Source organism: Actinoplanes sp. NPDC020271 (genome assembly GCF_044388125.1).
Taxonomy (GTDB): domain Bacteria; phylum Actinomycetota; class Actinomycetes; order Mycobacteriales; family Micromonosporaceae; genus Actinoplanes.
In genome coordinates this window covers 189,854-211,606 of sequence record NZ_JBIRWQ010000009.1, presented here as the reverse complement: position 1 = coordinate 211,606, position 21,753 = coordinate 189,854, and the positions used below count along the sequence as shown (strand labels likewise).

23 protein-coding genes are annotated in these 21,753 nt (G+C 73.1%); 12 read left to right on the top strand and 11 right to left on the bottom strand.

Annotated elements, in window-relative coordinates; genetic code table 11:
- Nucleotides 1-209: 209 nt before the first annotated feature.
- The 3 genes from ACH442_RS21875 to ACH442_RS21865 form a co-directional block, all read right to left on the bottom strand.
- The gene (locus ACH442_RS21875; protein ID WP_396339908.1) at nucleotides 210-1,289 is read right to left on the bottom strand and encodes an acyltransferase family protein; all 1,080 of its coding nucleotides are present in this window, start codon (nucleotides 1,287-1,289) and stop codon (nucleotides 210-212) included.
- A gap of 91 nt (nucleotides 1,290-1,380) precedes the next feature.
- Complete coding sequence (locus ACH442_RS21870; RefSeq protein ID WP_396339907.1) at nucleotides 1,381-2,679, bottom strand: hypothetical protein; 1,299 nt, start codon at nucleotides 2,677-2,679, stop codon at nucleotides 1,381-1,383.
- On the bottom strand, nucleotides 2,672-3,205 hold the full coding sequence (locus tag ACH442_RS21865) for an RNA polymerase sigma factor (RefSeq protein ID WP_396339906.1): 534 nt from the start codon (nucleotides 3,203-3,205) through the stop codon (nucleotides 2,672-2,674). Before ACH442_RS21865 ends, ACH442_RS21870 begins: the two co-directional genes overlap by 8 nt.
- 242 nt (nucleotides 3,206-3,447) lie before the next feature.
- On the opposite strand from ACH442_RS21865, the gene ACH442_RS21860 reads away from it, so the two are divergent.
- Nucleotides 3,448-3,663 (top strand): hypothetical protein, encoded by a 216-nt coding sequence (locus ACH442_RS21860; protein WP_396339905.1) that lies wholly within the window; start codon nucleotides 3,448-3,450, stop codon nucleotides 3,661-3,663.
- A 10-nt stretch (nucleotides 3,664-3,673) separates the two neighbouring features.
- On the top strand, nucleotides 3,674-4,426 hold the full coding sequence (locus ACH442_RS21855) for a metallophosphoesterase (RefSeq protein WP_396339904.1): 753 nt from the start codon (nucleotides 3,674-3,676) through the stop codon (nucleotides 4,424-4,426).
- A gap of 107 nt (nucleotides 4,427-4,533) precedes the next feature.
- On the opposite strand, the gene ACH442_RS21850 is transcribed toward ACH442_RS21855, so the two are convergent.
- Nucleotides 4,534-5,328 carry an SAM-dependent methyltransferase gene (locus ACH442_RS21850; protein WP_396339903.1) on the bottom strand — a complete coding sequence of 265 codons (795 nt, stop codon included), beginning with the start codon at nucleotides 5,326-5,328 and terminating at the stop codon, nucleotides 4,534-4,536.
- 97 nt (nucleotides 5,329-5,425) lie between these two features.
- Here ACH442_RS21850 and ACH442_RS21845 point away from each other — a divergent pair, with 97 nt between their 5' ends.
- The 3 genes from ACH442_RS21845 (at nucleotide 5,426) to ACH442_RS21835 (ending at nucleotide 7,752) form a co-directional block, all read left to right on the top strand.
- Nucleotides 5,426-5,986 (top strand): hypothetical protein, encoded by a 561-nt coding sequence (locus ACH442_RS21845; RefSeq protein ID WP_396339902.1) that lies wholly within the window; start codon nucleotides 5,426-5,428, stop codon nucleotides 5,984-5,986.
- 123 nt (nucleotides 5,987-6,109) lie between these two features.
- Nucleotides 6,110-7,018 (top strand): zinc-binding alcohol dehydrogenase family protein, encoded by a 909-nt coding sequence (locus ACH442_RS21840; RefSeq protein WP_396339901.1) that lies wholly within the window; start codon nucleotides 6,110-6,112, stop codon nucleotides 7,016-7,018.
- Nucleotides 7,015-7,752 carry a VOC family protein gene (locus ACH442_RS21835; protein ID WP_396339900.1) on the top strand — a complete coding sequence of 246 codons (738 nt, stop codon included), beginning with the start codon at nucleotides 7,015-7,017 and terminating at the stop codon, nucleotides 7,750-7,752. Before ACH442_RS21840 ends, ACH442_RS21835 begins: the two co-directional genes overlap by 4 nt.
- A 10-nt stretch (nucleotides 7,753-7,762) precedes the next feature.
- Here ACH442_RS21835 and ACH442_RS21830 read toward each other — a convergent pair whose 3' ends face one another.
- From ACH442_RS21830 to ACH442_RS21810, 5 genes are all read right to left on the bottom strand, one after another.
- Nucleotides 7,763-9,082, bottom strand: a complete 1,320-nt coding sequence (locus tag ACH442_RS21830; RefSeq protein ID WP_396339899.1) for an aminotransferase class I/II-fold pyridoxal phosphate-dependent enzyme — start codon at nucleotides 9,080-9,082, stop codon at nucleotides 7,763-7,765.
- Between the two features lie 120 nt (nucleotides 9,083-9,202).
- Nucleotides 9,203-9,409 (bottom strand): maleylpyruvate isomerase N-terminal domain-containing protein, encoded by a 207-nt coding sequence (locus ACH442_RS21825; protein ID WP_396339898.1) that lies wholly within the window; start codon nucleotides 9,407-9,409, stop codon nucleotides 9,203-9,205.
- Nucleotides 9,410-9,527: 118 nt separating this feature from the next.
- Nucleotides 9,528-9,854, bottom strand: a complete 327-nt coding sequence (locus ACH442_RS21820; protein ID WP_396339897.1) for a transcriptional regulator — start codon at nucleotides 9,852-9,854, stop codon at nucleotides 9,528-9,530.
- Entirely contained in the window at nucleotides 9,851-10,540 is a 690-nt protein-coding gene (locus ACH442_RS21815) for a hypothetical protein (protein WP_396339896.1), read from the bottom strand. The genes ACH442_RS21820 and ACH442_RS21815 overlap by 4 nt, the downstream gene beginning before the upstream one ends.
- 42 nt (nucleotides 10,541-10,582) lie before the next feature.
- On the bottom strand, nucleotides 10,583-11,050 hold the full coding sequence (locus ACH442_RS21810) for an Lrp/AsnC family transcriptional regulator (RefSeq protein WP_396339895.1): 468 nt from the start codon (nucleotides 11,048-11,050) through the stop codon (nucleotides 10,583-10,585).
- A gap of 70 nt (nucleotides 11,051-11,120) precedes the next feature.
- Between ACH442_RS21810 and ACH442_RS21805 the strand changes: the two genes are divergently transcribed.
- Both ACH442_RS21805 and ACH442_RS21800 read left to right on the top strand, forming a co-directional pair.
- Nucleotides 11,121-12,122: a Glu/Leu/Phe/Val dehydrogenase dimerization domain-containing protein gene (locus tag ACH442_RS21805; RefSeq protein ID WP_396339894.1), complete on the top strand. Its 1,002-nt coding sequence runs from the start codon at nucleotides 11,121-11,123 to the stop codon at nucleotides 12,120-12,122.
- Nucleotides 12,123-12,410: 288 nt separating this feature from the next.
- Nucleotides 12,411-12,995, top strand: coding sequence for a DUF4240 domain-containing protein (locus ACH442_RS21800; RefSeq protein ID WP_396340032.1), 585 nt, complete (start codon nucleotides 12,411-12,413; stop codon nucleotides 12,993-12,995).
- Here ACH442_RS21800 and ACH442_RS21795 read toward each other — a convergent pair.
- Together ACH442_RS21795 and ACH442_RS21790 are read right to left on the bottom strand one after the other, a co-directional pair.
- Nucleotides 12,992-13,519: a LuxR family transcriptional regulator gene (locus ACH442_RS21795; protein WP_396339893.1), complete on the bottom strand. Its 528-nt coding sequence runs from the start codon at nucleotides 13,517-13,519 to the stop codon at nucleotides 12,992-12,994. The two genes, ACH442_RS21800 and ACH442_RS21795, sit on opposite strands and share 4 nt — an antisense overlap.
- On the bottom strand, nucleotides 13,516-15,954 hold the full coding sequence (locus ACH442_RS21790; protein WP_396339892.1) for a LuxR C-terminal-related transcriptional regulator: 2,439 nt from the start codon (nucleotides 15,952-15,954) through the stop codon (nucleotides 13,516-13,518). Before ACH442_RS21790 ends, ACH442_RS21795 begins: the two co-directional genes overlap by 4 nt.
- 167 nt (nucleotides 15,955-16,121) lie before the next feature.
- Here ACH442_RS21790 and ACH442_RS21785 point away from each other — a divergent pair, with 167 nt between their 5' ends.
- The 5 genes from ACH442_RS21785 (at nucleotide 16,122) to ACH442_RS21765 (ending at nucleotide 21,672) form a co-directional block, all read left to right on the top strand.
- Nucleotides 16,122-17,612 (top strand): dynamin family protein, encoded by a 1,491-nt coding sequence (locus tag ACH442_RS21785; protein ID WP_396339891.1) that lies wholly within the window; start codon nucleotides 16,122-16,124, stop codon nucleotides 17,610-17,612.
- On the top strand, nucleotides 17,600-19,405 hold the full coding sequence (locus ACH442_RS21780; protein ID WP_396339890.1) for a dynamin family protein: 1,806 nt from the start codon (nucleotides 17,600-17,602) through the stop codon (nucleotides 19,403-19,405). Before ACH442_RS21785 ends, ACH442_RS21780 begins: the two co-directional genes overlap by 13 nt.
- On the top strand, nucleotides 19,402-19,863 hold the full coding sequence (locus tag ACH442_RS21775) for a hypothetical protein (protein ID WP_396339889.1): 462 nt from the start codon (nucleotides 19,402-19,404) through the stop codon (nucleotides 19,861-19,863). The genes ACH442_RS21780 and ACH442_RS21775 overlap by 4 nt, the downstream gene beginning before the upstream one ends.
- Nucleotides 19,864-19,936: 73 nt before the next feature.
- A complete protein-coding gene (locus tag ACH442_RS21770; protein ID WP_396340031.1) occupies nucleotides 19,937-21,316 on the top strand; it encodes an MFS transporter in 1,380 nt (459 codons plus the stop codon).
- A complete protein-coding gene (locus ACH442_RS21765) occupies nucleotides 21,316-21,672 on the top strand; it encodes a GntR family transcriptional regulator (protein ID WP_396339888.1) in 357 nt (118 codons plus the stop codon). Before ACH442_RS21770 ends, ACH442_RS21765 begins: the two co-directional genes overlap by 1 nt.
- Nucleotides 21,673-21,753: the final 81 nt, after the last annotated feature.

Sequence of the window (21,753 nt, the reverse complement as noted above, 5' to 3'; positions counted from 1 at the left end):
CGCCGCCGGGCACATCGGTCGTGCCGGCCGGCCTTGGTCTGGTAGCCCGGTGCGGTGAACGTCACGGTGGCATCGGCGACCTGGCGCGCCGTCGGCGCGGGAAGCGCCCCTGCGTGTCTTGCGCGAGGTGCGCGCGTGGGCCGCCGGTCGCGGCCTCGGGGATGTGGTCGAGGCCTGGGGCGACGACGTAGCGCTGATCGAGCGCTTCGTTACCTCCGCAGGTCGGTGAACGGGATTTCGAAGACGGCCGCGAACAGTCGGGCTGTCGTCAGGCACACGGGAGTCGTCAGAGCCACGGTGATGGCGAAGACGGTCAGGTGTGATCCGCCGCCGGGTGCCACGATCAAGGTGCTGATCAGGGCGACGATCGGCATGTGGATCAAATACAGGCTGTAGGAGGACTTGCCGACGGCTTGGATCGGCGCCCGATCGAGTAGTGGTACGGGGCGGACGGCCAGGGATACGAGGAGCAGCGCGATCGCCGGCCCTGCCGCGAGGTCCACCCAGTAGTAGTGGGTGACTGTCCAGGTCGAGCCTCGCACGGTGATCAGCGTCAGCACCGGCGCGGCGGCGAGCCCGGCCAGGGTGAGCCAGGGCAGGCGCCGGATCCGCTCTCCGGCGGCGACGATCCCACCGGCCACCATGCCCAGGGTGAACAGCGGTGCCAGTTCGAGGGTGTAGCCGGTCGCCCTCGACCTGGTGGACAGTCCCGGGCAGAGCAGGCCGGCGACCACGACGGGCAGGGCGACCGAGGCGAGTGTCGCCGTTGCTCCGGCTCGCCGACGGGCCAGGATCATCAGCGGGAACGCCAGGTAGAGGCCGGCTTCCACGGCGATCGACCAGAACGCGCCGTTGGGAGCGGGCGCGGCGACGGCGTCCTGCAGCAGCAGGCCGTAGACGACCATCGAGTGCAGGGTGGGTGCTGCGCTGAGCGGCAGGGACGGCACGATGGTCGCGATCAGGGCGCTGATGACCAGGGCGGCCCAGTAGGCCGGCAGGACTCGGCGGGCGCGTCGCCGGGCGTAGCGGAGTATGCCGTCGAGTCGCCACCCGCTGCGGGCCGGCGAGATGGCCAGGGAGAAACCCGACAGGGTGATGAACACGACGACCGCGAGCCGGCCGTGGACCAGCCATCCGAGCCAGGCCGGGCCGGTATTGGCCGGATAGCCGCGGAAGGACAGCAGCCAGCAGTGATGCACCAGGACGTACAGTGCGGCCAGGCCGCGGAGCCCGTCGAGTCCGGGAATCCGGTGGTCGGCGCGGGGGTGTTGGCGGGCGGTGACGGTCATGAGGTCTGCTCCTGTGGGCGCACGCCGACTGCGGGCGTGGCCTGAGGGCCGGCCCGTCGGGGTGTGATGGTGGTGAGGAGCCCTGGCCGGGCTAGGGAAGGCGGATCAGCCGCCAGGTGCGGCCGTCGTCGGAGAGGTACGGGCCGGCGTCGGAGTTCACCAGGTACGGCACAGCGGCGTGGCGGGAGGCGACCTGTGGGGTTTGCCCGTCCCCGGGGTATCCGGGCAGTTCCACCGGCGTGTATGCGCCGTTGCCGTGTCCGGCGACGAGTCCGGTGCCCACGGGGAGGATGTGGGATCCGTCAGCGGTGACGAATCCTGTCGACCCGAGGTAGTCACGGATCGTGGCTTCGTCACGCCAGGTCAACCCGCCGTCGGCGGTGTAGTGCGCGTCGACGATGCCGTCGGCCCGGTAGGTCAGGACGTAGGCCGTTGCGCCGGAGCTTGCGGCGATCTTCGGCAGGTAGTACGTCCCGGCGGTGCCGTCGGTCTCGAGTTCGACGGTGGCGGCGCCGGTGAAGACATGGGTGTGCCAGGTGCGGCCGGAGTCGGCGCTGGTCGCGATCGCCGGCTTGTGCGAGACCGGGTCCAGTCCCGGCACCCACAGTCGCCCGTCGAGCGGCACGTTGATCACATCGGTCCACCGCCACCGTTCCTGGACGATGATGCCGGTGGGCTGCGCGGCCAGCGGGGCGAACCGGCCGGTGACCGGGTCGATCGCACCGATGCGGCAGGTTGTCACCTCGAACAGGGCGCAGTCGACCGGTTGCACGCCGTCCGGGACCGCGGTCGCCGGCCGGGTGTCGACGGTGGCCTGCTGCCAGGTCATGCCACCGTCTCGGGTGATCCATGGCCGGTCCGCCGGGCTGTTGCGGCCGGACGGGTTTCCCGAGACCATCGCCTGGACCTCGGCCGTGGTGAGGTTGTGCTGATCACGCCAGACGAGCAGCCCGGGGGCCAGTGCCAGCAGGGTGGCCGTGCGAGGGCCGGTGACGTCGCCGGGGGCCGGGGGTGAGGGGCGGCGCTGCCAGGATCGGCCGCTGTCCGACGACGCCCACAGCTCCGAGTCGCAGTCCCGGCAGCGTTCGAAGACGCGGTAGAGGGTTGTTCCCGCGTTCGTGACCTGGGTCGACGGGAACCACTCGCCGCCGGGACTCTCGGTCGGCGCCGGCGCCGGCGCCGTATCGGCCAGGCCGCGGTCGGTCGGGACGGTTTGCACGGCGAACCCGGCACCGGTGACACCGAGCACGACGGCGAGGATCGACGCCGCCGAGGTGCGGGCGCGGCGACGGCGGACCTGGCCGGCCCGGCTGCGTACGGTGCTGAAGTCGGGCTGGCGCACCGCGTCAGCGACCTCGGAGCGCAGTCTGCCGAACTGGGACTCAAGCATGGCGTACCTCCTCGGTGACCAGAGCGGGTTCGTCGGCGGGTTCGTCGTCGGAGAGGAATCGGGCGAGGGCGGCGCGGCCCCGGGCCAGCCGGGCCTTGACGGTGCCCACCGGTATGTCGAGGGTGGCGGCGACCTCGGTCACCGGCAGGTCGGCCAAATGGTGCATCACCACGACTTCCCTGGTCGGCGGCGCGAGCCGGCGCAACGCGGCGAGCAGCGCCACCCGGTCCCCGGATACCCCGGGCACTGCCGCCGCTGTGATGTCGATCCGGCCGGAACGGACCAGCCGGTCGAACAGCCACCGCCGCCGGTATCGGGTCCTGGCCACGTTGAGCGCCGCGACCCGCAACCACCGTTCGGCGTCGTCGGCGCGCAGGAAGGAAGCCGGCGACGCCAGCACCCGGGCGAACACCTCGTGCACGGCGTCCTCCGCCTCGGCCAGGTCACCGGCGAGACCGGCGGTCTGTGTCACCAGCCGCTGGTAGTAGGCCTCGTACGCCTGCCGCACCGAGTCCTCGGCATCCAAATCGCCCTCCCCGTCGTCAACGCTTGTCTCAGAGAGGACAAACAAGCCGCCCGTCCGGTTGCACCGGCTCCTGTTCTTTTCGCGCGGCGATCGAGAGCTTCGCCGGCCGAGGATGCTGTCCGGGCCGGACTGCTGCCCTGGGATCCGTTCCTATGACCAGCCGCAATCCTGAGTGACCGGTCATGAGCTTGAGGCTTGGTGCGGCTGTCTCCGGGTTTCAAGGTCAAAACCTTAAACCCGATTTGCGCGTACGGAGCCAGCAGTGCGGCACGTTCGGTGTGCGGTTCCCCGGCGGGGACCGGGCCGCGGTGCTGCGGGTGGTGCGGTGGCGCGGGGTACCGATGCGGGCGCTTCACGACGTACTGCGGCAGGGGCTGACCGGGGCCGAGGCGGAGATGGCGCTGCTGCGGCAACAGTTCGCCGCGGCGGGGATCGCGGTGGTGGTGTCGCGGCGCTAGGTTCGCCGGCATGGGACGGATCGTGGTCGTCGGTGATGTCGGGGGCTGTGCCGAGCAGCTGGAACGGGTGGTGCTGCCGCTGGCCGAGGATCCGGGCACGACGGTGGTGCAGGTCGGGGACCTGGTGGACCGTGGCCCGGACTCCCCGGGGGTGTTGCGCCTGGTCGAGCAGCGTTTGCGGGCCGGGCGCTGGGTGCAGCTGATCGGTAATCATGAGGCGCAGTATCTGGGTGGGCCGAGGTTCTGGCCGCAGCCGTTGTCCGACGCCGATGCCGCGCTGTTGCGGGGCTGGTGGTTGCGGGAGTGGTTGCGGGTCGCCGCGGCGGTGCGCACCGCTGACGGTGAGGAGTTGCTGTTGGTGCATGCCGGGCTGACCGTGGACGTGTGGCGACAGTTGGGTGAACCGGTGACGGCGGGTACGGCGGCGGACCTGTTGAACACCCGGCCGGAGCCGTTGTTGTGGGGTTTCGACGGGCCGTTGTGGGCCGAGGCCGCGTCGCAGCTGTACCCGTCGTGGTTGAGCGGGGTGCGGTCGTTGCCGTTCTCGCAGGTGCACGGGCATTCGACGGTGGTGCGGTTCGAGGCGCGGGAGTGGGCGTGCGAGGAGCGGATCCGGGCGCGCACGAGCGTCGACTGGCAGGCGCGGCACACGGTGACGCGGTGCCCGGGTGGCCGGTTCGTGGGTGTCGACCCGAAGCACGGCACGGCCGGGGCGCCGCGGTGGGCGCCGCTGGTGCTGGAGGGCGCCGCGTTGATCGCCTGACCCGCGAGCAGCCCCCGCCCTCCCAGGGGGCGGCCCCACGTCCATTGTCCCGGAAACCGCAAGCTCGCGCCCGGCCCCTGTGGACAACCTGCTGGTGTGGACAACTGTCAGCGGCGCCCGACCCCGCCGTAGATGGCCACGTCGTGCGCCGTCGGCAGCGGCCCCGTACCTTGCGGGCGCCATTCGGACACCGGCACGATCCCCGGCTCGACCAGGTCGAGGTCGCCGAAGAACGAGGCGATCTCGTCGCGTGTGCGCGGGAACACGTCCGCGAGTCCTTTGCCGATCACTTCCCGGGCGTACGCCTTCTCCTGCTCGCTGGCGAAGTCGATCGTCCCGTGGGTGAGGGTCAGGTAGCTGCCGGGTGCGAGCGCGTCGAGAAGTGCGGCGACGATGTCGCGGGCCTGCCCGGTGCCGGGAATGAAGTGCAGGACGGCGACGAGGGTCAGCCCGACGGGCCGGCTCAGGTCGAGGGTGTCGCGCAGTTGCGGGTGGTTCAGGATGGTGGCGGGTTCGCGCAGGTCGGCCTCGATGTAGCAGGTGCGTCCGGCGTCGGTGCCGGCGAGCAGCGCGCGGGCGTGGGTCATGACCATGGGGTCGTTGTCGACGTAGACGACGCGGGCGGCCGGGTCGGCGCGTTGCGCGACCTCGTGGGTGTTGTCGGCGGTGGGCAGGCCGGTGCCGATGTCGAGGAACTGGTCGATGCCGGCGTCGGCGGCCAGGTGGTGCACGGCGCGTTGCAGGAACGCGCGGTTCTCCCGGGCGGTGAGCCGGATCGTCGGGTGCGCTTTCTCGATCTGGTCGCCGGATTCCCGGTCGGCCGCGAAATGATCTTTCCCGCCGAGCCAGTAGTTGTAGCGGCGGGCCGGGTGGACCGTGGAGGTGTCCAGGTGATCGCCCACGTTCGTGTGCTCCCCGTATCGACGATGACGAAACTGTCCGTGACGAAGCTATCGCAAAATGCCACCCTGAGTCCTTTGTGGATGCTATGAATGTCCGGTGCACAAACGGGTCACGGACGCCTGCGCGCGAGCGCTGGCCTGTTGCGGGTACACCCGGCGCCGGCACGGGATCCTGCTGCAGCCGCGGTTCGGTTGCCTCGACCTGCGGCTGACCGGCACGGATGCGCTGGTCGTGGCGGATCCGGTGGTCGGGGTGCGGCACGAGCCGGTCGAGCGGATCCTGGTGACCGCGGCCGGCTGGGGCGAGCCGGTGGCGTGTGTGCGGCTGCCGCTGGGCCGGCGCTGGAAGTTCCCGGCCGGCGCCGACCTGAGCGCCGGGGTGCAGGAGTTGACCGAGGCGGTCGTCGTGCAGGGCCAGCCGTTCATCGACCGGTGGGCGCAGTGGCCGGCCCTGGTCCGGCAGATCGAGACGCTGGCCCCGGCCGAGACCAGGCAGTTCCTGGTGCCGGCGGTCGCGCTCGCCGACGGTGACACCGACCGGGCGCTGGGCGTGGTCCGGGCCGAAGTGGCACGGTTGGCCGGGCGTGCGGACGGGTACGCCGTTGCCTACCGCAACTTCGCGCGCCGGTTGTCGAGGCTGGCCGAGGGGGGTTCGTGACGGCGCCGGAACTGCTGACCCGGGCGATCGGCGGACCCTGCGTACCGGGGACGAGTTGGCCGCGGGGGCGGACCGGCGGCTGGCGTACCAAAATGGTTTCCCGGTCGTCGTAGGGTGACGGGCATGCGAGTGATCCGTTACCACAGCGCCGGCGGTCCCGAAGTGTTGCGTGCCGAGGACGGGCAGCCGCCGGTCCCGGGCGAGGGTGAGCTGCTGATCCGGGCTGCGGCGATCGGGGTGACCCGTCCCGCGGTGCGCCGTGTCCGCGAGACCACCGGCCCGTTCCCGGCCGTGCCTGGTGGCGAGGTCGCCGGTGAGGTGATCGATGTCGGTCCCGGCGTCACCGGTTGGGCCGTCGGCGAGCGCGTCGCGGCGTTGCCGTTCGGTGGTTCCTACGCCGGTGTGGTCACCGCCCCGGCGGTCATGGCGTCGCGCCTCCCGGCCGGCGCGTCGTTCGTGCACGCGGTGGCGCTGGTGCGTTCCGGGCACGTCGCGCTCGGGGTGCTGGACGCGGCCGCGGTCCAGCCGGGCGAGTCGGTGCTGGTCACGGCCGCCGCCAGCGGCGTCGGTCATCTGCTGGTCCAGGCCGCTCGCCGGCGCGGCGCCGGGCGGGTGGTCGCGGTCGCCTCGAAGATCAAAGCCGATTTCCTGTACGGCCTGGGAGCCGACGAGGTCCTCGACTACGACGACCTGTCCCCGGCCGAGCCGGTCGACGTGGTCCTCGACGGTGCCGGCGGTGACGTGCTGCCCCGCGCGCTGGCCGCGGCCCGCCCCGGCGGCCGGCTGATCTTCTTCGCCAGCGGCGGTGGGACCGTTCCCGCGTTCGACCTGCTGTCCGGCGCGAAGACGATCACCGGTTTCGCGATGGCGCACTTCGCCCGCAACCACCGTGACCGATACGCCGAGCACGGCGAGCAGGTGTGGCAGCTGACCCCCACCATCCACGCCGAACTGCCCCTGGAGCAGGCGGCCCGGGCCCACGAGATCGTCGAGGCCCGCCAGAACCGCGGAAAGGTGGTCCTCGTCCCGTGACGGTGCGCTGGGTGACCGGTTTCCTGGACACGCCGCCCGCCGGCGCGAGTGTGGCCGAACAGTTCTGGCCGGCGGTGACCGGCACCCGGCTGTCGGTGCGCCGTGGTGACGGCACGTTCGCCACGCTGCAACCACCGGCCGGTGATGCGATGCTGCGGGTGCAGGTCGTCGGCGACGGCCCGGCCCGCGGGCACCTGGACCTGCACGTGAGCGACCCGTTCACGGCCGCGCCGCGGTTCCACGCCCTCGGCGCGTCCGAAGTGTTGCGCGACGACGAGATCGTGGTGCTGCACTCGCCCGCCGGGATCGCGTTCTGCCTGGTCCCGTGGCGTGACGAGCAGACCGCGCCGGCCGCGGCGACCTGGCCCGGCGGTCAGGCGAGCCTGGCCGACCAGTTGAGCCTCGACATCCCCGCCGGCGGCTACGAGACCGAGGTCGCGTTCTGGCGGGCGGCGACCGGCTGGCACCACGAGCCGATGCCGGACTGCGACGAGTTCCAGCGGCTGCTGCCCCCGGCGCCGATCCCGATGCGGCTGCTGCTGCAACGCCTCGACGACGGCCCGCCCGGCGTGCACGTCGATCTGGCCTGCGACGACGTGCCGGCGGAGGTGGCGCGGCACGAGGCGCTGGGTGCCACCGTCGTGCGCCGGCGGCCGGGTGACTGGACGACGCTGCGCGACCCGGCCGGCCGGGCGTACTGCGTCACTGCCCGCGCCCCGGGCCGTCCGTCCTGAGGCGCTGTCCTCAGCCGTGGGCGGCCCGTCCCGGACCGGCCGGTGTCGTGGTCAGGGCGTGCAGTGCGCCGGCCACGCCGGTCGCCTGCCGCGCGGTGATCGTGGCAGTGGTGACCCGGACCGCTCCGGCTGAGGCGCTGCCGGTGAACGCGGAGCCGGCCCGGACCGCGTAGCCGGCTCGGGCCAGGCCGTCCACCACCTGCTGCTCCGGCACGGCGACCGGGATCCACAGGTTGAGGCCGTCACCGGCGGGGAACACCGCGATCCCGCGCCCGGCCAGCGCCTCGGCCAGCAGGTCACGCCGCTGCCGGTACACCTCGCGCGCCTCGGCCAGCCGGACCGCGGTGTCCGGTGAGGTCAGCAGCCCGGCGACGACGTGCTGCAGCAGGTGACTGACCCAGGAGGGGCGCCCGAGCCGCGTCTCGAGGCGGGCGATGGTGCCGGCGTCCGCGCGCAGCACGGCCACCCGCAGGTCCGGGCCGAGGAACTTCGACACCGACCGGACGATCGCCCACCGCGTCGTGCCCGGCGCGATCACCGAGTGGAAGCCGGACTCCGCGATCGCGGAGAAGTGATCGTCCTCGACCACGAGGACATCCGGGTACGCCGCCAGTGCGTCGCGCAGCAGCCCGGCCCGTTCAGCGTCCAGGCCGGCCCCGGTCGGGTTCTGCGCCCGGGAGGTGATCACCACCGCCCGGACCCCGGCGGCCAGCGCCGCGCGCAGCGAGTCCGGGGTGACCCCGTGGGCGTCGACGTCCAGGCCCACCGTCCGGTAGCCGCCGACGCGCAGCGTCCCGACCGAGACGAAGAACCCGGGGTCCTCGGCGGCGACCGCGTCCCCGCGCACCAGGTGGGCGGCGAGCAGCCGTTCCACCGCGTCCACGGCCCCACCGGTCACCGCGACCCGGCCGGGTCCGGGCCCGGCCGGCAGGTTCTGCAGCGCCCAGTCCCGCAGCCGCGGGTCCATCGGGTCCGCGCCGTACAGCACCGGGGTGTAGCCGGTGAGCGCCTGCGCCCAGTCCGGCAGCAGGGCCGGGTCGGGGTTGCCCGACGCCAGGTTGACCGCGGTGGTCGCCGCACTGGTCTGTCCCTCGCCGCCGACCTCGGGCAGGCCGCGCACGGTGGTGCCGGCCCGGCCGCGCGCGTCGACGACCCCGGCCGCGGCCAGCAGCGCGTAGGCGGCGGCGACCGTGTTGCGGTTGACACCCAGGTCGGCGGCGAGCGCCCGGATCGCCGGCAGGGTCGCCCCGGGGGGCAGGTCGCCGCGCTGCACCAGCACCCGCACCGAGTCGGCGATGTCAGCAGCCGTCTCACCCCGGATGATCACCACCCGCCCACCTTACGCCGACGTCCTAGGACAAAAGGCGGGTGGTTCCCGGGCCGGTCAGTTCGGGCAGCACCACGTCGCGGCCGGTGACCGCCATCGCGAGGGCCTCCGCGCTCCCCCGGATCACCGCGCCGTGTCCCCGCGATGGCGCACCGCCACGAGGAAGAACTTCCCGAAACCGACGAGCATCGGCTGTACGAGGTGGGCCGCCATCTCCCGCACGGTCCACCCCGCGCACAGCGTCGGTGTTCGCCACTGCGCGTCGTCGAGACCGTCGAGCACGTCGGCGATCAGCAGCCGGTTGGCGGTGGTCATGGCGTAGACGTTCATCGGCGTACGTCCCCGGTTCGGCGCCCGCGGCACGGTGAGCGCCGCGGCGATCTGCTCGTCGGTACCGTCGCCCTCATCGTATGCGGCCCGCCTGACCGGCGCTCACCGCCGACCGGGCTCAGAGCAGGTCGTCGAGGGTGACGCGGGCGATCAGCTGCTTCAACCGCCCGATCTCCTCGGCCAGCGCCGTCGTCCCCGCCGCCGTGAGCGTCACCCACGTGCGCCCCCGTTTGCCTTCGTAGCCTTTCTCCACCGCCACCAGGCCCGCGGTTTCCAGAACCCCGAGGTGCTGCGACAGGTTGCCCGCCGTCAGCTGCAGCTGGGTGCGCAGGTATCCGAACTCGACCCGCCGCGCCTCGTGCGCGATCGTGAGGATCCCGAGGCGGACCCGCTGGTGCACGACGTCGTCGAGGCCGGTCACCGGATGCACGGCGTCGGCGGTCACCGCTGCCGCCGCCGGGCCAGGGCGAAGCCGGCCGCGCCCAGGGCCAGCACGACGCCGCTGATGACCTGCTCGGGCACGAACGAGGCCTGCACGCTGGTGTGCATCTGCCAGCCGAACGTGACCGGGATCAGCACGATCGCCAGGTAGGCCAGGGTGAACGCGAGCAGGGCCAGGTTGCGTTCCAGCCGTGCCAGGACCAGCAGCGCGACGCCGATCGTGCCGGCCGGGGCGACGAGGCGGTCCAGCAGCAGGACCCAGTCGGCGGCCGGCGCCGTGTCCGGCGTCGGCGGGTGGCTGGCGAAGTAGATGCGCGCCCACACCCAGGAGGCGGTGAACACGCAGGTCAGCGCGGCGCCGGTGATCGCGTAGGGCAGCACTCGCGCGTCCACTCCCCGCGAGCGGGCGATCCGTACGTAGGCCGCGGCGATCACCGCGTACGACAGCAGCAGCGCCGGTGGCCAGAAGAACATCGATCCGAGCCGGTTGAACTTGCACGCCCCGTCGGCGACGCAGTCGACCCGCATGCCGAACCAGTCGATCGGGATCGCGACGAATGTGGCCACCGCCAGGACCAGCAGCGCGACCCAGGTCACCCGCTGGTCGGCGCGCACCCGGCGGGTCAGCGTGCGCACCTCGGAGAGCAGCCGGTGGGGGTCCCCGCCGGCCGGAACAAAATCAGCAGTCATGCCAATAGGTTTCCATCACAAACCGATTTGCGCCAGTGCCAATCACGGGTCGAGGGGTTCGATCACCGGCTTACGGGAGTGCTCGTAGATCACTGAGCTGCGGAAACCTACGATCTCGCGGCGTCCGCTGAATTTGTCCATCAGGAATCCGTGCAGCGCGTCGACGCTGGGCACCGCCACATGCACTAGGAAATCGTCGCCACCGGCGACCACGAACACCGACAAGACCTCGGGCAGACCCATCGCGTAGGCCTTGAAACGGTCGATGACACTGCGCGACAGCGGCCTGATCTGCACGTGCAACAGCGCCTGCACGCCGCGGTGCAGCGCACCGAGGTCGACCTCGGCGTGAAAGCCGCTGATGACCCCCCGCTCGCGCAGCGACCGGACCCGTTCCAGGCACGTCGACGGCGCGATCCCGACCCGGCGGGCCAGTTCCCGGTTGGTCTGGCGTGCATCCGTCTGCAGGTGGGCCACGATCACCGAATCAAGTTCGTCCACGACCGGCATTATCGCCGAATTCCCGAACGACGTTCGGAACAGGTGATCATCGGCCGAACGTATGGCTACGTTCGGCCTCATGGAGCACGAACTTGTCATCACCCGCCGGGGCCCGCGATCCGGGCTGCCGATCACCGTCGCCGTCCACTCGACCGCCCGCGGCCCGGCCGCCGGCGGCTGCCGCCTCAAGCCCTACCCGCACTGGCGTGACGCCGTCACCGACGCCCTGCGCCTGTCCACCGCGATGACCGGCAAGACCATCCTCGCCGGGCTGCCCCTGGGCGGCGGCAAGACCGTCGTCGCCCTGCCCGCCGGGCAGCCGTTCGACCGCCGCGACGTGCTGCTCGACGTCGGCGACACGATCGCGTCCCTCGGCGGGCAGTACGCGACCGGCCCGGACGTCGGCACCGGCCCCGACGACATGGCCGTCATCGCCGAACGCACCACTCACGTCTTCTGCCGCCCCGCCGCGGCCGGTGGCAGCGGCGACTCCAGCGAGCACACCGCCGCCGGCGTCATCGCCGCCCTGCGCGCCGTCTGCGACCAGCGCTTCGGCTCCCCGCAGCTGGCCGGGCGCCGCTTCGCGATCCTCGGCCTGGGCCGCGTCGGCGGTCACGTCCTGCGTCTGCTGCAGACCGAAAAGGCCCACCTGATCGCCGCGGATGTCGCCGACCGCCGTGACCTCGCTGCCCGGCACGGCGCCACCTGGACCAGCCCGCAGCAGTGTCTGAGCGCCGACGTCGACGTGCTGATCCCGGCCGCGCTCGGCGGCCTGCTCACTCCCGCCGCGGTGCCCGCGCTGCGCTGCGCGGCGATCGCCGGGCCGGCCAACAACCAGCTCGACGAACCCGCCACCGCCGCCCTGCTGCACGATCGCGGCATCCTGTGGGCGCCGGACGTGGTCGTCAGTGCCGGCGGCCTGATCCACGCGACCGCCGTCGAACTGCTGCACGAGACCCCCGCCCAGGTCGGCGCCCGCCTGCACGGCATCGGCGACACCCTGCGCGCGATCCTGCACCGGGCAGCCGCCGACAACGTCCCTCCCCTGACCGTCACCGATCGCCTGATCAGCCACTCCTGAAAGATCAACCCCGGTTTCCCGTACGTCCTGAGCACCCGTCCCGCGCCGGCCGCGCTGCGCCCCACCACGTCCCCGACCACGTGCCACCGTCTCGCCGTCGACGACGATCCGCAGGAGAACCCGCTGCCGGTCGGTGAGCTCGTCACCGTCTGGCAGGACGGGCCCGGCCCGTGGGACCTGGCCCTGGTGCGCCTCCGACCGCAGGGTGGGACGGCGATTTCCTCAACGGCGGTGCCGGCGTTCCGATTCTGGGGGCCAGGGCAACTGTGAGGCGGGGAGGGGCGCGTGATGGACGAGCAACGCTGCTGGGAGATCATCGAGGCGGCGCGGGACGACGCCGGCCCGGCGTGGGACACCCTCGACCGGTCCCTGGAGACGGCTCTGGTGCGCCGGCTGGTGGCGTTGCCGCCGGCGCAGGTGGCCCGGTTCGGTGACTACTTCCGGGCGTTGCAGCGGCGGGTGCACCGGCAGGATCTGTTCCTGGCCGCTTTCCTGATCCATCACGGGTGCGGCGACGATTCCCTCGGTGATTTCAGTGCCGGGCTGATCGGGCTGGGCCGGGACTGGTATTCCCGGGCGCTCGAGGACCCGGACGTGCTCGCCGGGCATCCGGCGGTGCAGGGGGTCGCGGCGGGCCGGGTGAACGTCAGTGTGCTGCTGACCGAACGGTTCCGGTGGGCGCCGCTGCGGGCGCTACGGGAGTTGACCGGTGAGGAGTACGACGGCTACTACGACACCGGTGAGCCGGTGCACCTGAATGAGCCGCCGCCGGTCGTCGCCGCGTTGCCGTGCCGCCTGGACGGGCTGGCCGCGCTCTTCCCCCGCCAGCAGCAGTATCTGCGCGAGCGGTACCCGCATCTGACGACCGCCTAGTCGGGCTGGCGCTGGCGCAGGTAGGCCAGGACGGCTTCGCGGGTGGTGCGGACCCCGAACAGGGCGCGGGCCTCGGCGATGCGGCGATTGGCCGTACGCAGGGAAAGGAATTCCGCGGCGGCAGCCGCCGCGATCGTGTCACCGGCCGCGAGGCGGTCCAGCAGGGCCCGCTGTTCGGGGATGAGGCGTTCGACGGGGTCGGCGCCGTCGACGCCGCGGTGGACCTGCCCGATCCGGCCGAGGTCGTCGATCAGGGCCCGCCCGGCCGGGGATTCGGCGTCGCAGACCGCGACGACGCCGGCGCCGCGGGCAGCGGCGAGCACGGCCAGGCGCACGGTGTCGGTGTCGTCGTCACCGATGCGCCCGTGCAGGACGAGGTGGGCGCCGGCGACGTCCCAGGCGGGGTCGGGCAGGGCGAACCCGGGCCGGGCCGTCCAGCCCTCGCGGGCCAGGCGGCGTAGTACGGTCTCGGCGTCGGCGGCAGTGGCAACTACGTGGCGTGGTGCGTCGAGCTGTGTGTTCACCGGCCATCCTCGCTGTTGTCGCTGGTCTCGAGAGTCGCGAAGGCCAGGGCGGCGGCTTCGGTGCGGGTGCGGGCACCCAGTTTGCGCATGCTCGCCCGGATGTGGGTGTCGACGGTCTCGGTGGAGATGCCCAGCTGACCGGCGATGCGGCGGGTCGGTTCCCCGGCCGCGACCAGGCGCAGCACGTCCTGTTCGCGCTGGGTGAGCCCGCCCTGGGAACGGCGGCCGCGCACGTCGCGGTGCACGCGGTGGGTGCGCAGGCCGCGCCGGGCCCGGCCGGCGAGCACGGTCAGCCCGGCCGCGTCGGCCAGTTCCTCGGCGCGCAGCAGCGCGGCCACGGCCCGGTCCCGGTCGGGGTCGGTCAGGCCGGCCGCGATCAGGCAGCGGATCTGTTCGCGCAGGGCGACCGGTTCCCAGCTGTCGGCGGCGGCCCCGAAGCCGTTGCCGACGGCCCACGCGGTCAAGGTGCGCCGGGCCGGGCCGGGCAACCCGGTCGGAATCGGCGCATTCTCCCGTACGCCCAGGTCGTGGGCGGCCCAGCGGCCGGTGATCGCGTGCAAGCCGGCGAGCAGCCCGTCCCCGCCGTCGACGCTCTCGCCGCGTTCGGGTTGCCCGTCGAGCCAGGCGGCTTCGCGGGCCACCCAGTCCGCGGCCGGGTGCCGGGGCGCGTTCTTGAGCCGGGCGCGGGCGGCGGCGAGCAGCCCGGTGTCGGCTTCGATCAGGGCGGTGGCCGCGGTCGCGTACGCCCGGGCCTGGTCGGGCAGGGTGAGGTCGGTCAGGTTCGCGGCCTGCCGGACGAGGGTGTCCGGGTCGGCGGCCGGGCCGTGCAGGGCCAGGGCCCAGTCGGCGGCGGCCAGGAACCGGGTCTGCCACCCGTAGGCCAGGGCCTGTCCCGCGGCGTCGGCGGCGGTGCGGGCGGCCGCCGCGGATTCGGTGAGGCGCCCGTCGGCGGCGAGGTGCTCGACGAGCAGCCACGCACTCCAGCGGCTGATCAGTGGGTCCCCGGCGGGGTCGGCGGCCGCGGTCAGGTCGGTGTCCCAGCCGGGCACCCGGTGCTCGGCGCGGACGGCGGCGACGGCCGCGGCGACCCCGGGCAGCGGGTCGGGGTGCCGGGCGGCGACCTTGTCGGCCAGGTCCAGCGCCGACATCGGTGCGGTGTCCAGGGCGGCCAGCAGCAGCACCCGGTCGCGGGCGGCGACGACCGCGACCGCGGCGGTGTCCGGGACCCCGTCGACGGCGCGGACCGCGGCCTGCGGGTCCCCGGCCTGCAGCAGCGCCTCGCCGTGCAGGACGGCGACCTCCAGGGCCAGGGGTGCGGCCGCGCCGGTCGGGCGGGCCCCGGCCGCGGCGAGCACGGCGGCGGCGTCAGCAGCCCGGCCGGCGACCAGCAGGGCGTCGGCGGCGGCCAGGCGCACCCGCAGGTCGACGGGGGTGCTCAGGCCGCACGCGAACAGCAGCAGGGCGGCGCGTTCCCCGCCGGTGGCCTGGTCGGCGGCGATCAGGGCCTGCCGGTACGCCGCGGCGTCGTCGCCGGCGGCGGCCAGGTGCCGGGCGGCTTCGGCCGGTGGGGTCAGTTCGGCCAGCCGCTGGTGCATCTCGGCGCGGGCGGCGGTGTCGAGCAGGCCGGCGGCGGTCTCGGCGACGTACGCCGACACCGGGTACAGCGCACCGCCGGGTTCGGTGTCGACCAGTCCGGCGGCCTGCAGGTCGGCGGCGCCGGGACCGAGCAGCGCGGCCGGGGCGGGCCGGCCGAGCAGGCCGAGCGCGGCCAGGGCGGTCCGGGCGGGGCGCGGCAGGTCGGCCAGGGCGGTCGCTATCGCGTACGCCATCTGGTCGATGTCCGGGCCGGCCGGGGCCTTGCCCGCGGCGGCCTGCCGGGCCAGGCCGATGATCGCGAGGGGGTTGCCGCCGGCGCGGGCGACGACCGCGCTCAGCGCGGACTCCTCCAGCCGGGCGGCGGTGCGCCGGGCCAGGGTGAGGGCTTCGTCGCCGGTGAGGGCGGGCACGGGCAGCCACGCGGTGGCGGCCGCGCGCAGCGCCTGGTGCAGGTCGTCGGGGATACGGTGCGGGGTGCGCACGGCGATCAGGACCCGGCAGGTGCGGGCCAGGTGCGCCACGGCGGCGACGGTGACCGGGTCGCAGTGCTGCACGTCGTCGAGCACGAGCAGCCCGCCGCGGACCCGGGACCGGACCGCCTCGGCCAGCAGGTGCACGTCGTCGCCGGGCAGCCGGGCCCGCACGGCGCGGGACAGGGCCAGGGCGGGGACTCCGGCGAGCATGGCCAGGCCTCCACCGGCGTGCACGGGCCCGGGGACCGCGGCGGCGATGCGCTGCAGCAGGGTGCTGCGGCCGCAGCCGGGCGGGCCGGTGAGCACGACGAGGGCCGGGCCGTGACGCAGAGTGGAGGATGCGGCCAGGTAAGGCTCGTCCGCCACTAGTGGTCCTCCTTCTCTGGCACGAACACGGGATCCCCGAGGCGGTACCGGCATCCGTAGTCTGTGCTGCGAACCCGCTTACCGCGCGAGAGAGGTCCCCGTTCCGTGACACCGACTGCCGCCTTCTGCACATTGTCGCTGACAGTGTGCTTCGCTGACGAGTCACGGTGACCGGACCGCTCAGCCGACGGTTGGCTACACTGTGTCACGAGATCGTCACGAATTTCGACTCCGATGCTGGTGGCCAGGTACGACAGATCGGCAACCGTCTCCACGAACCGTTACGGGTCGCTATCGCCGGTCGCCTGAAAGCCGGAAAGTCGACACTAGTAAACGCTCTCATCGGCAGGCGTGTCGCCCCGACCGCCGCCGGCGAGTGCACTAGGGTCGTCACCCGTTTCCGGTACGGCCCGGCCGACCGCGTCGACGTCGTCACCCACGATGACCAGCGGCGCAGCCTGCCTCTCGACGACGACGGCATGGTTCCCGCCCGCCTCGGCGTGCCCGCCTCCCGGATCGCGTACGTCGATGTGACGCTCACCAATGACCGATTGCGGACACTGACGGTCGTGGACACCCCCGGGCTGTCCTCGACCGACACCGCGTCGGCCGACCGCGCCGCCCAGGTCGTCGGCGACGCCCCCTTCGACGAGCACATCGACGACGCGTCCGCCGGCGAGGTCGCCGCCGCCGAAGCCGTCATCTACGTCTTCACCCAGGCCGTGCGCGCCGACGACCTGCGCGCCCTCGACGCCTTCCACCACGCCTCCGCCCGCCTGTCGACCAGCCCGATCAACGCCCTCGGCGTCCTGGCCAAGGTCGACACCCTCACCGGCGGCGCCGACGACCCCTGGCCGACCGCCGTGCCCCTGGCCCAGCAGCAGGCCGGGCTGCTCGCCCGTACCGTCGGCGATGTCGTCCCCCTCGTCGGGCTGCTCGCCGAGACCGCCGGCGCCGGACGCCTCACCGGCGCCGACCGCGACGCCCTGGCCCAGCTCGCCGCCCTGCCCGCCGACGACCTGCACCTGCTGCTGGCCTCCGTCGACCTGTTCCGCACCCTGCCCGCCCCCGCCGCACCCGAGCGCCGCGAACGGCTGCTGGGCCGCCTCGACCTGTACGGCATCGGCTTCGCCTGCGCCCAGCTGGCCGCCGACCCGCGCCTGGGCACCGGCGAACTCGAACGCCGCCTGCTCACCGCGTCCGGCCTGCCCCGCCTGCAGCAGACCCTGGACCGCTCGTTCGGCTGGCGCGCCGACGCCATCAAAGCCGGCTGGGCCCTGACCCGCCTGGAGCGCATCGCCGGGCACACCGGCGACGCACGACTGCGCACCACCGTCCGCGACGCCCTGGAGGACGTGCTGCGCGACCCCGCCTACCACCGGCTGCGGCTGCTCGACGCCGCCCAGCGCGCCGCCACCGGCACCGTCCGGCTGCCCGCCGACCGCGAGGCCGAACTGATCCGCCTGGCCACCAGCGACGACCCCGGCTTCATCCTCGGCTCCCCCGGCGCCGGCGAGAAGGACCTGATCGCCGCGGCCGGCCGGTGGCGCGCCTACGCCGTCGACAGCGCCGGCCCGGCCCAGGCCCGCATCGCCCACATCGCCCACCGCGGCTTCCAGCTCCTGGCCCAGGAGGTGCGCACCCGATGCGCGATCTGACCCCGCTGATGGACGCCGCCGTCCGCGACGCCCTCGCCTACCTGCGCACCGCCGACATGGACGCCGCCGCCGACCTGGCCGACCTGCGCCGCACCCAGCTGACCCGGCCCGGCGTGGTCGTCGTCGGCGAAACCAAACGCGGCAAGAGCTCCCTGGTCAACGCCCTGCTCGGCGTTCCCGGCCTGTCCCCGGTCGACGCCGCCGTCACCACCGCCGCCTACCTGAGCTTCGTGCCCGGCGACACGTTCACCGCCCGGGCATGGCTGCCCGAGGGCGGCGAACCCGTCGACGTCGACGACCTCGCCGACTGGGCCGCCGGTAAACGCCGCGCCCGCCGCATCGAGGTCACCCACCCCGCACCGCTGCTGCAGTACCTGACCCTGCTCGACACACCCGGCGCCGGCGGGCTCGACCCGGTCCACGCCACCGTCGCCCTCGACGCCGTCCGGCGCGCCTCGGCGCTGCTGTTCGTCGCCGACGCGTCCGCGCCCCTGTCGAAACCCGAACTGGAATTCCTGGCCCAGGCCGCCGAACGCGTCGACGCCGTCGTCTTCGCCCTCACCAAGATCGACGCGTTCCCGCAGTGGCGGCGCATCGCCGACGACAACCGCGCCCTGCTGCAGGCCCACGCCCCCCGCTTCGCCACCGCCCCCTGGTACCCGGTCTCGGCCCGCCTGGCCGAGATGGCCCTGGCCGCCGACAGCACCCGCCAGACCGCCCTCGCCGACGCCTCCAGGATCCCCGGCCTGCAACACGCCCTCATCGAACTCGCCGGCCGCGGCCACCAGCTGCAACTGGCCAACGTGCTGCGCGCCGCCCGCGGCGAACTGGGCCGCCTCGAAGCCCACGCCGACGCGAAACTGCAGGCCGCCACCGCCGACCCGGCCCGCCAGGCCCAGCTGCGCGCCGACCGGGCCGCCGTGGCCAACCGCAAACGCACCGAGAGCCGGCAATGGTCGCTGCTGCTCAACGCCGAGGTCCAGCGCGCCCGCGTCGAAACCGTCGGCGCGCTGCGCAGCCGCATCGCCGAGATCCAGCAGGAGCTGTCCACCGGCATCGAGAAGATGCGCGGCCACGACCTCACGAAACTGCCCGACGACGTCGACCTGCAGCTGCAAGCCGTCGCCGCCGAACTCTCCGAACGACTCGAGACCACGTTCTCCCAGGTCGCCACGCAGGTCCTCGACGCCGCGTTCGACGACGACGAACGCGCCACCGTCCTCGGCAAGGTCAACGCCACCCTGCGGCACACCCTGGCCGCCACCCCGCCCCGCGACGGCTCCGGCGACAACCTGCTGATCGCCCTGTCCGCCGGCGGTATCGCCTTCATGGCCGGGCGCGGCGCCGCCCTCGGCATCTCCGTGCTCGGCGCGGCCGGCGGACTGCTGATCCCGGTCGCCGGAATCGGACTGGGCCTGGCCGCCGGCGGCTACGTGCTCTACCGCCGGCGCGTGCACGCCGACCGGCAGCACGCCCGCACCTGGCTGCGCGACGTGCTCGGCGAAGCCCGCGCCGCCCTCGCCGACGAGGTCAGCGTCCGCTTCACCGACCTGCAGTACGCCCTGTCCGTCGCCCTCGACGAAGGCGCCGAACGACGACTGAAAGACCTGGACGCGCAGATCGCCGAGATCGACGCGGCCGCCGCCGAAGACGCCAACGGCCGCGCCAGAAGACGCGCCGCGGCACAACAGGAGCTGGACACAGTACGCGTACGGGTACGGCAGGCCGACGAGGCCTTGTTGCGGGCACGTGCCCTGACCCCGGCGCCGATCGACGACGAGAGGCAGAGATGAGCGACCACTGGGGCAGCTTCGACCACCACGACGACGACCACGGACTTCCGGACTTCGCGGACAGCCACGACCTGCCCGACACCCACGAGATCCACACACCCGAGCTCGACCGGCACGACGACTGGGACCACCACGAGGCCCCCGCCGCCGACCACGAGACCGACATCGCGGATCTGCCCGAGGCGCACGAGGCACTGCCCGTCGTCGACGACTTCCCCCCGCACCTGGAAGTCGGCGACCTGCCCGAACCCGTCGACGGCTTCCCCTGGGTCGACGCCTCCACCCTCGGCACCCCCGACGCCTACACCCCCACCAGCGACCCCGTCGACCCCCACGAGCTGGCCGCCTACGCCGGCATCGAAGTCCCCGACGGCGCCGACCCCTGGACCGTCCTGACCACCTCCGACGACCCCGCCGTCGCCGCCCTGGCCCGCTGGTGGACACCCGATGAACAGTGATCCAGGTCTCCCGTGAACGGCCCCCGGATGGCATCATGTGCGCGCACCGACCGACACCACTGGAGCGCACACGATGGCCGTCACCGGCACCCCGCCGACCCCCGCCACCGCCGGTAAGCGGGAACGCCGAGGCTGGTACCTCTACGACTGGGCCAACTCGGCGTTCCAGAGCACCGTCATCACCGTCTTCCTCGGCCCGTTCCTGACCAGCGTCACCGAACAGGCCGCCGGCTGCCCACTGGGCGGCGACGAGTGCAACGGCGTCGTGCACCCCCTCGGCATCACCGTGGCCGCCGGCAGCTACTACCCGTACCTGGTGTCGCTGTCGGTGTTCCTCACCGTCTTCGTCCTGCCCGTCATGGGCGCCGTCACCGACCGCGCCCCACGCAAGAAACCCCTGCTCGCCGGGGCCGCGTTCCTCGGCGCGGCCGCCACCGCCGGCATGGGCTTCGTCACCGGCCAGCGCTACCTGCTCGGCGGCATCCTCTTCCTCGTCGCCAACATCGCGTTCGGCGCCGCCATAGTCGTCTACAACTCGTTCCTGCCCCAACTCGCCGAACCCGACCAGCGCGACCGCGTCTCCAGCCGCGGCTGGGCCATCGGCTACCTCGGCGGCGGACTGCTGCTCGCCCTCAACCTCGTCGCCGTCACCCTGCTCAGCGAAGAAGGCAACCCACAACGCACGCTGGACGTCGCCCGCTGGTCGATCGTCTCCGCCGGCGTGTGGTGGGCCGCGTTCACGCTCGTACCGCTGCTCTGGTTGAAAGATCGTCCCGGCGCGCAGAGCACCGAGCAACGCGGCAACGTCCTCACCGACGGCTTCCGGCAACTCGGCCACACGATCAGGCACATGCGCGCCTACCCGCTGACCCTCGCGTTCCTCGGCGCCTACCTGATCTACAACGACGGCATCCAGACCGTCATCACCCTCGCCAGCCAGTTCGGCACCGAAGAACTCGAACTCGAACAATCCACCCTGATCATCACGATCCTCATCGTGCAGTTCCTCGCCTTCGGCGGCGCCCTGCTCCTCGGCGCCCTCGCCACCAGACTCGGCGCCCGCAACACCATCCTGATCAGCCTCGCCCTGTGGCTGCTCGTCGTCGTCGCCGCGTTCTGGCTACCCGCCGGCCAACCCGTACCGTTCATGATCCTCGGCGCCGGCATCGGCCTGGTCCTCGGCGGCAGCCAAGCCCTCTCCCGCAGCCTGTTCTCCCAGCTCATCCCCGAAGGCCGCGAAGGCGAGTACTACGGCTTCTACGAGATCAGCGACAAAGGCACCAGCTGGCTCGGCCCCCTGCTGTTCGGCCTGATCTTCCAGCTCACCAACAGCTACCGCCTCGGCATCGTCAGCCTCGTCGTCTTCTTCCTCATCGGCGGCACCCTGCTCGCCCTCGTCCCCGTCCGGCGGGCCATCGTCGCCGCCGGCAACACACCACCCACACTGGTCTGATGCACATCCCGATCGACCACGACGCGCCGACCCCGCCCTACGAGCAGGTCCGGCTGCGCATCGCCACCCTCGCCGCCGACGGCACCCTGGCCGCCGGCACCAAACTGCCCCCGGTCCGCCAACTCGCCACCGACCTCGGCCTGGCCGCCAACACCGTCGCCCGCGCCTACAAGGAACTCGAACAAGCCGGCCTCGTCGAAACCCGCGGACGGGCCGGCACCGTCGTCACCGCCCGCGCCACCGGCACCTCCCGACGCGCCCAGAACGCCGCCACCGCATACGCCGCGACCATCCGCGCCCTCGGCATCCCCACCGACACCGCCCTCGCCCTGGTCAAAGCCGCACTGGAAGCCTGAACCCGCCATCAGTCGCCGATCGCCCCGTCGATCCGCTCCCGCGGCTCCGGCGACGCCTCGGGGAACTGGCCCTGCCAGGGC

Excerpts from the sequence above, each read along its gene's own strand:
- ACH442_RS21855 (WP_396339904.1), top strand. The coding sequence starts at position 3,674 with ATGGGACGGATCGTGGTCGTCGGTGATGTCGGGGGCTGTGCCGAGCAG.
- ACH442_RS21780 (WP_396339890.1), top strand. The coding sequence starts at position 17,600 with ATGCGCGATCTGACCCCGCTGATGGACGCCGCCGTCCGCGACGCCCTC.
- ACH442_RS21825 (WP_396339898.1), bottom strand. The coding sequence starts at position 9,409 with ATGAACGTCTACGCCATGACCACCGCCAACCGGCTGCTGATCGCCGAC.
- ACH442_RS21840 (WP_396339901.1), top strand. The coding sequence starts at position 6,110 with ATGCGAGTGATCCGTTACCACAGCGCCGGCGGTCCCGAAGTGTTGCGT.
- ACH442_RS21800 (WP_396340032.1), top strand. The coding sequence starts at position 12,411 with ATGGACGAGCAACGCTGCTGGGAGATCATCGAGGCGGCGCGGGACGAC.
- ACH442_RS21765 (WP_396339888.1), top strand. The coding sequence starts at position 21,316 with ATGCACATCCCGATCGACCACGACGCGCCGACCCCGCCCTACGAGCAG.
- ACH442_RS21810 (WP_396339895.1), bottom strand. The coding sequence starts at position 11,050 with ATGCCGGTCGTGGACGAACTTGATTCGGTGATCGTGGCCCACCTGCAG.
- ACH442_RS21775 (WP_396339889.1), top strand. The coding sequence starts at position 19,402 with ATGAGCGACCACTGGGGCAGCTTCGACCACCACGACGACGACCACGGA.
- ACH442_RS21770 (WP_396340031.1), top strand. The coding sequence starts at position 19,937 with ATGGCCGTCACCGGCACCCCGCCGACCCCCGCCACCGCCGGTAAGCGG.
- ACH442_RS21875 (WP_396339908.1), bottom strand. The coding sequence starts at position 1,289 with ATGACCGTCACCGCCCGCCAACACCCCCGCGCCGACCACCGGATTCCC.
- ACH442_RS21815 (WP_396339896.1), bottom strand. The coding sequence starts at position 10,540 with ATGACTGCTGATTTTGTTCCGGCCGGCGGGGACCCCCACCGGCTGCTC.
- ACH442_RS21870 (WP_396339907.1), bottom strand. The coding sequence starts at position 2,679 with ATGCTTGAGTCCCAGTTCGGCAGACTGCGCTCCGAGGTCGCTGACGCG.
- ACH442_RS21805 (WP_396339894.1), top strand. The coding sequence starts at position 11,121 with ATGGAGCACGAACTTGTCATCACCCGCCGGGGCCCGCGATCCGGGCTG.